At 49.1% G+C, this 14,678-nt stretch carries 1 protein-coding gene; it reads right to left on the bottom strand.

What is annotated here, in order from left to right; translation table 11 throughout:
- Positions 1-14,630, bottom strand: a 14,630-nt coding sequence (locus WC980_10385) for a DUF2341 domain-containing protein (GenBank protein ID MFA5795456.1), incomplete at its 3' end; no start/stop codon positions are given.
- Between the last annotated feature and the right edge of the window lie 48 nt (positions 14,631-14,678).

Raw genomic sequence — 14,678 nt, 5'->3', positions numbered from 1 at the left:
ACCGTAATGCTGATTGGGTTGCTGGCTGAGGTCACTATGTTGTTGTAGGTATCCATTATCTTTACCTTGACCTCCGGACTGAAAGCTGCGTCTACGGCCGTATTGGACGGCTGGACATCAAATCCCAGCTTGACTGCTGTGTCCGGATTGACCGTTATCGCCGACTGCTCCCCGGTCTTGGTATCGCCGGTTACCCGGACATACTTCTCGCCGGCTGTCTTTAAGGTCGTGCCGCCGGTAAAGGTTACGACTCCGTTATCACCACCGATAAATGTATACGGCGTCGGCGATACTGCCTGCGGGTCATCCGAGCTGAAGGTGATCGTTCCAAGATAATTAGTCTTAACGTTGTTATAGATATCATAGGCCGTTACCACCGGCGACGTCGGCGTCCCGGCTGTATGCGGATCGGTAATCCCTACCACCGTAAAATGGTCTAACGCACCCGGAGTTATCGTAAATGAGTTCGAGGTAGCCGGTGTCAAACTATCAGCCGTAGCCCCGGTGGCATTCAAGGTGTATCCGGCCGCTGCCGTACCGCCTATGGTTACACCGCTAAAGGTGGCGATGCCGCTGACGGCCAATACATTAAGGGTCGTCCCGCCTAAGTTGGCTCCGGCGCTGACCGTGATGCTGATCGCATTTCCGGCCGTGGTGACGATGTTATTATAAGTATCCATTACCTTTACTTTTACCTCCGGACTGAAGGCCGCTCCTGCAGCCGTATTCGTCGGCTGCACATCAAACCCAAGCTTAGCTGCGGCCCCAAATCCGGTGATAGCAAAGGCATTTGATGTGGCTGGCGTTAAACTGTCTACATCAGGCGCCGTGGCATTCAAGGTGTATCCGGCCGCTGCCGTTCCGCCTATGGTTACACCGCTAAAGGTGGCGATACCGCTGACGGCCGTAACGTTCATGGTTGTCCCGCCTAAAGTCGCGCCCCCGCTGACCGTAATGCTGATTGGGTTGCTGGCTGAGGTCACTATGTTGTTGTAGGTATCCATTATCTTTACCTTGACCTCCGGACTGAAAGCTGCGTCTACGGCCGTATTGGACGGCTGGACATCAAATCCCAATTTGGTTGCGGCGCTAACTCCGGTTATGGTAAAGGCATTTGAGGTGGCCGGCGTCAGTCCATCAGAACTAGGTCCGGTCGCATTCAGAGTATAACCAGTCGTAGCTATACCGCCTACGGTCACACCGGTAAAGGTAGAGATACCGCTAACTGCGGAAACATTTAAGGTTGTTCCACCTAAAGTCGCCCCTCCACTGACGGTGATACTAATCGGATTGCTGGCTGAGGTTACGATGTTATTGTAGGTATCCATTACTTTCACCTTGACTACCGGGTTAAACGCGGAATCAATGTTTGTATCAGTCGGTTGGACATCAAAACCCAGCTTGACCGCTGCCCCGGGGGTAATAGCAAAAGTATTGGATGTAGCAGATGTCAGACCCATGGCTTTAGCATTTAGCGTATACCCGGTCGTAGCCGTGCCGCCTATGTTTACGCCGGCAAAGGTAGCAACGCCTGATACGGCATTGACCGTAGTTGTTCCGCCCAGCGTTGCTCCACCGTTAACGGTAATGCTAATAGCATTGGTTGCTGAAGTTATTATGTTGTTGTAGTTATCCGCGACAGCGACTCTAACCACCGGATTGAATGCAGAACCGGAAGCTGTATTAACCGGCTGGACAGTAAATATCAATTTACTGGGAGAACTGCTAGAGAAATAATTAGGTCCAGGCGTATTGCCTGAGAATCCAAAGTATTGGGCAAATGTCCGGCCACCGCCGCCGATGCCACCGCTATAACCGCCGGCGTTGCTACCCTGCCCGCCATTAGCCGTGATACTGCCGGAGTTGGTTGTTTGGTATGCGGTCAGAATGACTGAACCACCGGCACCACCACCACTTCCACCAGGGGTTGTATAATACGAACTCGGTGTTGCTGCACTAGCCCCGTTTGCAACTATCGACGAAGCGTTATTTATGGATATAGTTTCGGATGTCACATAAATTATTCCACCACCTTTCGCGCCTGCAACACTATCATATTGCCGCCAACCTGAATAATAACCATAAGCACCTCCACCGGCGCCACCGCCACCTCCCATGTAAGCACGCTGATTTAATGTCGAAGAATTGGCTCTCCCATCAGTACCACCACCACCGCCACCACCACCATATTGTGAACCTCCGGTTGATACATTAGAAGAAACCCCACCCGTTCCACCAGTACTGCCAGAACCTGAATTTCCGTTTCCATACCCTCCTTTACCTCCCTCTCCTGCAGACCCATGCCCACCACCACCACCGCCACCAGCATATTCGCCATAATTATAGCCATAATTATCATCAACACCGCCACCGCCACCGCCACCAATTCCTATGGCTCCAGCACCGCCACTATTTTGTGTTGCATTACCTATCCAATCACCCGCACCACCACCACCACCTTGTCCGACACTACCGGCATCTGGACCATTACCCCTTCCTCCAACCCCACCTACCCCATTAAATGATTCTCCACCATTAGCATATTGAGTATAGTTTACTCCAGCTCCACCGATGTAACCTAATCCACTTGCATTAATCCCATTTAATGAACTAACAGTAACAGTTTCATTAGCCCTTAAAGCAATAACCCCTCCTTTGGTGCCATCCCAAGCAGAACAAACTATTGACCCGCCCGAGTTAACCGTAACATTGGTATAATTTGGTACGCGTTGGACCATAATCTTCTGGGATATGTCAGATACACCAGCCCCAGCGCCACTTCCTCCACCGCCATTACCACCTGCTAAAGTCACACCGTCAAGTTGTGATCCTGAACCTCCCCCTCCATAGAAAGTAGCTATACCAGAAATAGAATAGGAAAGACCTACTCCTCCTGCACCGTTACTGGAATCACCTGCCGCGCCTACCGCACCTGCGCCCCCACCACCACCTCCTCTGTTAGTAGTATAACCACCAGATGTCCCACCTCCAGCATACCCTTGCCCAGGAGGATTTGCAGCCCCTCCTGATTTGGTGCCGTTTCTACCAGCACCACCGCCTGAGCCACCAGAAGCGCCAGCACTATTATTGTTTAATGGGGTACCGTAGTTACCGCCGCCACCGCCGCCGGTAGCAGTCAGTGAACCGAATACTGAATTAGAGCCATTTGCGCCGTTACCACCGCTTTGCGCGTCACCAACCCATCCCGCTCCGCCAGCACCGACGGTTACAGTATATGAATTAACAGAAACAGCATAAGACGCGTTATAAATTACGCCACCACCACCACCGCCACCGCCATAGCGCCCACCACCGCCACCACCAGCAACAACAAGAACTTGAATATTTCCACTACCTGCAGTAACTGTAAATGTTCCACTTGAAATAAAAGTATGGATTTTATCACCACTCAAATCTGTAATTGTGCCCCCCGTGGCAACAATACCACTTGAAACAGCATAACGAACAATGACGATGCCTGAACCACCGTTTCCTGCCCGTTGAATTCCGGAAATAATCATATCCGAAGTTCCGCCGCCTCCCCCACCTGTATTAACCCTACCATCAACGGCACATGCACCGTTATAGGCATTTGTTAGGTTAGCGTCAAGCGTCAGAGTAGTTTTACCGGATGGTACGTTGTTCTGTATATTGCTGATACGCTTAAATTCATACAAACCTACATTCGCGTAGTTACTAGATGTGCCCTTAAGATTAATAATCATTATCTCATCATTTATAGCCAGCCCGGTGGTGGTAGCGCTGTTAAGGATTATTTGATTCTGACCAGAAGCAGTATCATCCACGCAGGTAAAGTTTACGCCATCTGCCGCTGTTCGGCCGCTGTTACCGTTAGTCTGGGTATTAATGTTAAAAGAAGCGCTGACTTCCAAAGAACCATCAAGGCCATTTCCTATATTTAAATTCTTTGTGGTTTCTGATATACTATTGGAGTAGGCGCTATTACCGATGCCGTTATAAGCAAAAATGCGGTAATAATAGGTAGTGTTTTGAACTAGGCCGGAATCGGTATAGTTTACCGTTCCTGCCGGAAGAGTATATGTTATGGTATAATTAATCCCGTCAAGGGATCGTTCCAGTTTAAATCCATTTTCACTGACAGAATTATCGGTCCAGCCAAGCGTGATAAATGAGCTAGCTACCTCAGATGCTATTAAGGCTGTCGGCGCATTAGGCATTGAAGTACCGGTGGCATATTGGTTGGAATACGGATCGTTACCGCTTTGTTTGTATGAAGCCACCCGGTAATAATAATTATTAGTTGGTGTGACGGTCGTATCAGAATAGATAGTACTGCTTTCAGTGGTTGTGGCAATCTGAACCCAATTAATGCCATCAGATGAACGCTCGATACTGAATCCATCCTCATAAACAGAGTTATCCTGCCAGCTCAGGTCAATTTGATTTCCGGAAACAACATTAGCAATAAAATTGGATGGTGTATTTAACACAGACTGCCCTTCTGGTGCGTTCGCAGTTGGCTCAGGCGAGACAATATTACGTCGAGGGTAGCGTACTATAACAATGCCAGAGGCGCCGGCATTTGGACCAGAGGCGCCTCCATTACCAGCCGAGACTCTAAAAGGATTTCCGGAATCACCTGGTATTGCTCCGGAACCAGGTGTTAATATTGCGGAAGAAACATAAGTTGGGTTATAATAACCGGAACCGCCTCCACCACCTGAACCAGTACTGTTATTTGATCCGCCGCCGCCACCCCAATAGCCACCACCACCGCCGCCGCCTCCTCCGGTATCTGGATTTGTTGGCCTACCACCTTGTAATGCAGTCCCTGTTTCAGAACCGTTAGCGCCTGCACCACCAGCGGATTGAGTTCCACCACCACCACCAGCATCAGTTCCATTGCCTCCTGCTACGCCACTCGTTCCACCTCCGGCACCGCCATTTGGACCTTCCCATGCTCCGCCGCCACCGCCGCCGGCAATTAAATATGCATTTCCTTGTGTTACAGATGTTATAAATAATCCTGACAACCCACCGCCTTGACCTCCCCATCCCCCAGATAGTTGCCCCCCTCCTCCGGGAACCACTGGTCCAGCCCCTCCACTGGCTGCTATTGATGATCCACCACCACCAACAACAATGGAATAAGAACCTGGAGCAACTGTTACTGTACCATTAGCTGCACCACCACCACCACCAGTCCCAGAACCACCGGTATATCCTCCGCCTCCGCCTCCACCCCAGGCATAAACCTGAACATCTCCAGATTTGCTTGGTATAAATGTCCCGGAAGATGTAAAGGTATGTATATAATAATCATCCAAAATAGTTATGGTTCCACCAGTTCCAGGAGGGGCAATAATTACTGAATATGTACTCTGATTCTGTGCTGAGGTATTGCCATAGATCATTCGGATGGTCGTATCACCATTCGGTAAAGATGGTATATTGACCAAAAATTTATTATCAGTCTCCTGATAATATGAAAATTCTTGGGTCATAGTGTTATTCGTAAATCTGACGTCAGAATAATCATGTTTTATCCAAGGATTTCCGGAGTTATACCGGGTTGCAATCTCAGAGGATGGAAGAACCCGGTTGTAGATTTTAACTTCGTCAATAATACCGTTAAAAAGATTGGCTAAATCAAGCGCCGTCGTGGCGCTACTGTCGGTATTGTTATGTTGCGCCCCAATGTACAGAGTACTGGGGTTAGGTCCGCCTGAACCATTAGCCGTGTAATTTATGGTAACGGCTCCGATATTACTTGTTCCATCTTCGGCCCCATTCAGGTAAACTTTTAGGTTGGTCCCGTCATACAATGCCACCACGTAATACCAGGTATCGGGCTGCAAAACTGTATTTCCAAAAACGTATTTCCAAGAACCGCTGGCGTTACCCACGGTAAAATAGAGCTTGCCGGTGTTATGGACATTGAAATTATAACCACGCCCATTACCCCAGGCGCCCTCGATGCAATCTGAAACGATGGTCTGGTCCAAATCATTGCGGGTTAGTTTTATCCATGCTTCAATTGTTGGGTTAGCCGCGGCAAATACAGATGTATGAGTGACGTAGCCGTATTTATTAATGGTACCGTCTAAACTTAAGGCATTGCCGAATCTGCCAGCAACACTATCAGCCCCGATGACATATAAGTGGTTCGCATTGCCGGACATATCGGTGCTGGTCAGAACGGTCGTGTTGTCTGAGAAATGCCAGCTGCCGACAAGCTCAGTGTTATTAATAAAAGTGTCATCATTGAATGGAGAAACTTGCACCGGATAATTGATCAGGGTTGGCGCGGATGTGGCATAACCAATAGCATTGTTTCCCAGGTAATTCGATCCGCTATACCACATCTTATAGACGCCATCGATTTCCTTGATAACCGCTGGGGCTGTAACGTTGGTTTCCCAGCCGATGCCGAAATTAACAACCGGGTTTGAGGTAGATTTTGTCCAGGTAATCCCATCCGGTGAGGTGGCATAGCCAATGCGGTTATTAACAGCATTATTGACGTAATACCACATTCTATAGGTTCCGTCGCTTTCCCTGATGACCATGGGTTGGCCGACGTGGTTAGATTCCCAACCCGAGCCTATTGTAAGAACCGGATTATTGGAATATTTATTCCAGGTAGTTCCGTCTGTTGAGGTGACATAACCGATACGCCAGTTAGTGCCATCAGATCCCTGATACCACATCTTATAGGTACCGTCAATATCCTTCAAAACCGTAGGAGCGGCAACGCCTTTGGAATCCCAACCGGTTGTGCCGGTAATGACTACCGGGTTGGATATATATTTATTCCAAGTAGTCCCATCAGTCGAAGTGACATAACCAATTTGCCATTTAGACCCATCAGAACCTTGGTACCACATCTTATATTCACCAGAATCCTTAATAACCGTGGGCTGTGCTGCACCCTTGGCATCCCAGCCGGAGGTTCCGGTGATAACCTCCGGATTAGCCGGATCCTTGGTCCAGCTGATTCCGTCAGTTGATGTAGCGCCGCCGATTTGCCACTTTGTCCCATCATACCCTTGGTACCACATTTTATAGATTCCTGAATCATTTATAACGGTTGACCCAGCAACCTGATTTGCTTCCCAACCGGTAGAGCTAATCACGACCGGATTAGTGTCTAATTTAGTCCAGCTATTACCCAATACATCGTTGTTAATGACGATAGGACGGTTATATTGCCAGCTGCCCCCGCCGGAATTTGCCAGAGAGTTGGTGACATATAAGCTATTAGAATAAACACTGTTATCTATAGCGTTATAGGCCTTGACCCGATAATAGAACCGGTTGAATACAGAACCGGTATTATCTGTATATGACGTCGTATTAGGCGACAGATTGGCTATTTCGGTCCAGTAGGTTCCTGTTAATGAGCGTTCAATCTTAAACCCATTTTCATTGATAGAATTATCAGCCCACTGAATCATTACGGTTGAACCGCTAACGGTAGATGTAATCAAGTCGCTGGGCGCATCCGGGATAGAGGTCCGGGCCACGGCCTGATTGGAATACGGGTCGTTACCATTCTGGTCATACGACATCACCCGGTAATAGTATGTATTAGTCGGTGTTACGGTTGTATCAGAATGGAATATTGTATTGGGTGGAAGCGCAGCTATTTGAGCCCAATCTGTACCGTTAAAGGAACGTTCTATTTTAAACCCTGTCTCGGCTGGCGAATTATCCGTCCAGTTTAGGTCTACCTGAGTCAGGCCCATAACCGATGCGACTAAATCTGTAGTTTGGTTTATCGGCCCTTGAATACCAGGCGATGAAACGGTCGGCGCCGGCACGACGGTTTTAACCGGGCGGGTATAAGCATAACCGATACGCCAGGTTGGGTTATCATAGCCCGAATACCACATCTTATAAGTGCCATCATCCCTGATAACATAACATTTATAGGTATGATAATCATCCCAGGTGCCGCTGGCACCTAGATTCAATACCGGGTTTGATGCATATTTTACCCAGTCTATTCCATTGTCGGAATAGGCATAACCTAATCTTACGTTCGTTCCATCATGGCCGCAATACCACATTTTGTAATTACCATCATCATCTTTCATAACAAACGGCTCATAAGCATGACTTACTTCCCAACCTGAACCCAGATTAATAATCGGGTTAGAGGGGTTTCTATCCCAAGTAATCCCATCTGCTGACGTGGCATACCCGATACGCCAGTTAGTGCCGTCATATCCCTTATACCACATTTTATATTCCGCACCATCCTTGATGACCATCGAGCTACCAACATTAGTAGATTCCCAACCACTGCCGTTAAGCAACACCGGGTTAGAAATGTATCTGGTCCAACCAATACCGTCATTTGATGTGGCATAACCGATTTTCCATGCCGCCCCATTCATACCTGAGTACCACATTTTGTATGTTCCGGTATCGCTTATAACCGATGGGTTAAGCACATGAGTCTGCTCCCACGATGCACCAGCATTCTTATCAAGCACCGCGGTATTATATTCCTTAGTCCAATTGACACCGTCCGTAGACGTAGCATACCCAATTCTTTGGTTCGAATCATCACCACGATACCACATTTTATAAGTCCCGTCCTCAGCCTTTATTATACTGGGGTTTAATACATGGGTAGCTCCAACACCATTACCAAGATTAAGCACCGGATTGTTGGAATATTTTATCCAAGTGGAATCATTATTTTCCGGGTCGTAATATTCAAAAACATTATTGCCGTTTGAGACGGTAGAGGCCGAAGGATTACCGTAGCACATCATCATTACCGAAGTTCCATTAGGTATGAACGGAATTTTTACCCAGAACTTTTTATCTGACTCCTGCCAATAAGGATATTCCTGGGTCATGGCCTGGTTGGTGAAGCGAACATCGGCATAATCATGCCTAATCTGAGGCGTTCCACTGCTATAGCGGATATTAATCTCGTCGGCAGATAAGGCTCGGCTATGTATTTTAACCTCGTCTATAATACCCTTAAAGTAATTACTGGATCCACCGTCTAAACTTCTGCCCACATATAAAGGATTGTTATCTACTATTTGAGCCCCACCCGCCGAACCGCTGGCTTTTTCTACGCCGTTTATATAAGTCTTGGCATTTATGCTGTCATTGGTAATTACTATATAATTCCAGGCATTCCAAGTAATTGAACCGGATGATGTGTTCGGCGCCCCGGCATTAGTGCTGCTGGAATTATGGAATCTGTGGTGGATGTAACCACTCTGATTAAGCCAAATATTATAGTTCCGGCCGGGTTTCCCAATAATTCCTTTCCAAGCTTCATCAGGCACACCGTTTGGATATATCCACACTTCTACGCTGTAATTGCTTGTTCTTAAGGCCGAATTATCCGGCACGACAAGATAATTGCTTGTCCCATCAAAAGACAATGCCTTTCCAAAGCGGCCATCCACCCAGGCCGGTAAACTAGGCTGCAGTGTCGTCAGAAACCAGTAATCAATGATAATCTCGTCATTGGCAAAAGTATCGGCAATATTATTAGTGTCAACATCAATCCTTATCTTGGTGACTGACGTCAGGTCAGGTGTTCCATGAGAACCTGTCGGGCTGGCGGTATTGAAAGAAATCAAGTTCCAGCCTACTTTTAAAGTAGATGGCGTAATAGGCGTTTTATAGATATACCAAACATAACCAGACTCCATAATAAAGAGTTCTACTTTATTTATTTTACCTAAAGCGGTGCTATCACTGATATAAAGCCAAAGATTAATATACTTATTCTGCATATTCGTCGCCGATATGGTTTTTTCCATGTAGGAATCCGCATTATCAGTCCCGGTCTTGGACATGGTCAAAGCGCCAGTCCCCTCTTTATAGATACTGGTGGTGGCAGTGATATTGCCGGCTGCCCCGCCCTTGGACCAGCCGGTATTAGCATCGCAGCTATCCACCAGAGTGCCGCCGATCATCAGCTGACCGTAGTTATTATTGCCGGACATATCCATTGCGCTGGTGCCGGTACCTTCCGAAAAATGCCAGCTGCCGACCAACGAAGAATTATTAATGAAAGCCGGATCAGTAAAAGGCGTAACCGCGACCTGGTATTCGGTCAAGGCCGAGCCGGCATTGGTCAAAGTTATCGGCTTAAAGTATGCCCAGCCCTGGCTGCCGCCCGAATTCGACAGCTGTCTGGAGAAGCTATACGCCATGGTCCAGTCCGAAGTCCCGTTGGGGCTGCTGGCCTTGATACGCCAATAATAGGTGCTCCAGTTTTCCAGGCCGCTGACATTATAAACAGTACTTACCAAACCATCCTGATCAACAATGGTCGTCTCAAAATCAGGGTATTTGCTTAGCTGAAGCCGGTAAGAGGTATTTTCGGATCCCACATTCCATGATAAGTTTATATTATCACTTGAGGTTATAAAATTATTATTCGGCAAGTATAAAGACGGCATTCCAATAACTTTAAAGCTACTGGCCGCCGACCAGTCGCTATCCTCGCCACCAACACTCCTCGCCCTGACCGACCAATAATAGGTGTTGCCGTGGATAAGGGATACCGCATAAGAGGTCTGGGCTATGCCGGACTGGTCCACCACGATATTTGAGAATAAATTATCGCTGGCCACCTTAATAGTATATGTAGACGCATTGGTTGCTGATTGCCAAATCAGCGTGATTGATGGTGATACGCCTGTTTGTCCATCAGAAGGTAATTCCGGAACTGCGCCATTCGGGATTACCGGAATGGTCGTAAAATTCCATATGGTTGACCAGGCCGAGGTGCCGGTGCTGTTAGAAGCGCTGACCCGCCAGTAATAAAGCGTGTTATTTGTCAGCGAGGTCGTTATCACATACGACAATCCGGCCAACTGGACATCCGTGACCAGGCTGCCAAAATCTATGGCATCGGATACCTGCAGCCGGTAATTCAGGGCGTAATCGGCCGCATACCAACGCAGGGTCGGCGTGGCCGAAAACCTGGTAGTATTATCAACCGGGAAGTATAATGCCGGCTGAACCGGCGGCGGCGGAATGGTGCTGAAACTCCGGCTGATTGACCAACTCGATGTACCTAACCCTCCCGTCACCTGGACGCGCCAATAATAAGTAGTCAGATAACTCAATCCGCTGACCGGGTAGCTGGTGCCGCTTATGCCGCTCTGATCCAGGACCGTGCTGAAAAAACTCAAGTTGGTTGATACCTGCAAACGGTATGAAGTCGCATAAGCCGAGCTGTTCCATTCCAGGTTTAAACTCAGCGGCTGCATGGTTGACGCCTCAGCCGGCAGGGCCAATGTGGTCGGCGCGATAACCGTGAATAAACTGTATACCGCCGACCAGCCCGAGGTGCCCTGGACATTATCAGCATTAACCCGCCAATAATATGTGGTGTTGTAGGCCAAGGTGGTAACTAATGTATGGTTGGTGGCGGTTACCCCGCTGACATCTTCCAAAATAGAAGTAAAACCCGAGTTTGCTGACAGCTGCACCCGATACGAAGTCGCCCCGTTGACTGTATCCCAGGACAAGGACGGACTGGTCGGGATGCTGCTGGCATTATTTGCCGGCGCGCTTAAGACCGGCGCATCCATGGTGGTGGTGAATGATGCTGTGCTTGACCAGTTTCCCGGACCGCCCGAATTGCTGGCCATCAAACGCCAGTAATAGGTGGTCCAAGTCGACAGCCCGCTGACCGGGAACGAGGTGACGGCAATGCCGCTCTGGTCCAGGATGACATCATTGAATCCGTCATCTGTGGCCAACTGCAACCGGTAAGCCGTAGCCCCGTTGGGCGCTGTCCAGCTCAATGACGGCGAGGTGCTGACGCCGTAGGCGTTGTTAGCCGGCACCACCACCGCAGGATTGCCGACTATGATGTTTAATAACCAGGCGCCTGACCAATCGCTGGTGCCCGATGTGTTTATCGCCTTTACCCGCCAGTAATAAACGGTGCTGTTGTTTAAGTTAGTTGCTTGATAGGATGTAGTGGTTATGGCTGATTGGTCAATTATGATTGCCTGGAAATCACTGCCGGTTGATACCTGCAGCCGGTATGTGGTATCCGGCAGGCTGTAGGTCCAGGATAATGTCGGATTATTGGGGATACCGAAAGCATTATTCCCCGGCGCCGTGAGCGTGGGCGGGCTGATGGTGGTGGTGAAACTATAAGTGCTCGACCAGGCCGTTGTCCCGGCCAGGTTAGTTGACCTGACCCGCCAGTAATAGGTGGTTAAGACCGTTAATCCTGATAAAGAGTACGAAGTCACCGCGATATTCGATTGGTCCAGAATAATATTAGTAAACCCGGATGATGTAGCCACCTGGAGTTGGTAAGATTCGGCGTACTGTGACAGGCTCCAGAATACACTTGTCGAAACCGACTGCCCGATGGATGCGTCTGCCGGTGAAACCGGATTAGGCTGGGTCGGCATGGACACAATGGTTGTAAAGACCCAAGCCGTGCTCCAGGGGCTGGCGCCGCTGGAATGGTTGGCCCGGACACGCCAGTAATAGGTCGCGGAGTTTGACAGGCCGCTTACATAATAAGACGCGGCTGAGGCGATGATGCTGGTGCCAGAACTAAACCCCGGGTCCGTCCCGTACTGCAGGTCATAAGTGCTCACCCCGGATATGGCGTTCCAGCTGAGCGTGATGTTTATGGCCTGGTTAACGGCATTGTTGGCCGGAGCCGCCAAAACCGGAATACTTACCGATGTGGTAAAGGACCAAACATTTAACCAGTCGCCCTGCTCGCCGGGGTTATGCCCCTTGACCCGCCAGTAATAGGTGGTTAGCGTATTAAGGTTGCTCAAGGAGTAATTGGTGCCGGTTATCCCGGACTGGTCAACCAGGGTGCTGCTGAACCCGGAATTGGTCGATACCTGAATCTGGTAGGTGGCCGTATAGCTGGCTGGTTGCCAGTATAATACCGGGCTGGGCGAAACCGCCACCGCCCCATTGGCCGGACTGCTCAGAATTACGGCGGCCGGCGTGGCGAACAATGTCGTGGCGTTAGCCTCGTTGGAATACCGGCTGTTTCCCTCGGTATTATAAGCCCTTATCCGGTAATAATAAGTAGTCGATGGCGCCACCGTGAGATCAGGCCAGTTTACCGTATTGGAAATGACTGATGTGATCTCCACGTAATCCGAACCGGCTGTTTTACGCTCGATCTTGAATCCGCTTTCATCCGTTGAATTATCCTGCCAGGACAGGTTGATCTGTGTAGCTGAGACGGTCACCACGCCCAGATTAGCCGGCGGATTAATCATTGATATCTCCAGCGGCGTACTGGCATACTTTAAATCCCAATTCTTATGATCCAGATATGAAATGTTTATTTTACTGTTGCCGATGGCAATGGAGCTGTATTCCCCGGAATCATTGCTGTCAATCACGCTGATTGCCCAGTTCCCCGGCTGGTTGGTGGCGTACTTGAGCGCCCGGTTGGTCACGTCGTAATAGCTGATATGCGCCTTATTGGTCCCGTCCACCGCCAGAGAACTGAAATCGCCCACGTCTCCGGTCGAATCGACCAGCTCAATACTCCAGACATTATTTTTGTTGGTGATGTACTTTAGATTGCGGCTGCCCCAATCGCTGTAGCTGATATGGACCTTATCATTGGCATCCAGGCATATGCTCGTATGCAAACCCACGTTTCCGCCGGAATCCAGCGTATAGGTAATCCATTGACCCGAACTGTTGGTCGCATACTTTAAATCTCCGTTGGTCTGGTCGTAATAGCTGATATGGGCCTTGCCATTCTGGTCCAGCCAGATCGATGAGAATAACCCCACCTGCCCGGCTGAATCCACCGTATAGGTCTGCCAACTGCCCGAAGCGTTGGTGGCGTATTTAAGGTCGCTGGAGGTGCTGTTGTAATACGAAATATGCACCTTATCAGCCAAATCTACCGCGATTGACGAGTAAAATCCGTTGTCTCCCGCATCATCTACGGTGTAATTCTGCCAAAATCCGCCTATATTATTGGCATATTTAAGATTAGTGTTGGTCTTGTCGTAATAGGAAATATGAGCGTTGTTCCCATGGTCCGCGGCGATGGAGGAATATTCGCCGACCTCTCCTAGTATATCAATCGGGCTGCCGTACCAGCTGCCGGAAGCATCTGTAGCGTATTTAAGGTCTCCGTTAGTGTAATCATAATAGCTGATGTGCATCTTGTTAACCCCGTCAACGGCTATGGATGAAAACCCGCCGACATTGCCGGTGCTGTCCAGACTGCTGATCGTCCAGGTTGTGCTGATATTTACTTCGTTGGAGAAGGCGCTTTGACCGGCCTGGTTGAAGGCCAGAACCCGGTAATAATAGGTCTCGGCTAGGGTAATGGCCGTGTCCGTGCAGGACGTGCTGTTTCCGGGTAGGCTGGCCAGGTCCTGGTAACTCCCGCCGCTGCCGGTTTTCCTCTGGATTACGAATCCGTCCTCATTGCCGGAGTTGTCCGTCCAGGACAAGATTATACGCGTCTGCGATGACACCACAGCCGTAAGGCCTGATGGCGTTTCCGGCGCCACGTTGCTGCTGCCGGTGATCACCTTTGCGGCCTCATCCTGACAGAAGCCGCCGTAACCCAGCATGGCCACTGCAACCAGCAGCATTACGCTTAACTTTATGTAGATACGCCCGTTTCTCATAATTGCTTCTTTATTACCAGACATTACCGTAGGATTATAATTTCAAAT

Source organism: Candidatus Brocadiia bacterium, assembly GCA_041658285.1.
In the GTDB taxonomy this organism is placed as follows: domain Bacteria; phylum Planctomycetota; class MHYJ01; order JACQXL01; family JACQXL01; genus JBBAAP01.
The sequence above is the reverse complement of the archived record's forward strand: the minus strand, read 5'-3'. Positions and strand labels throughout refer to the sequence as shown.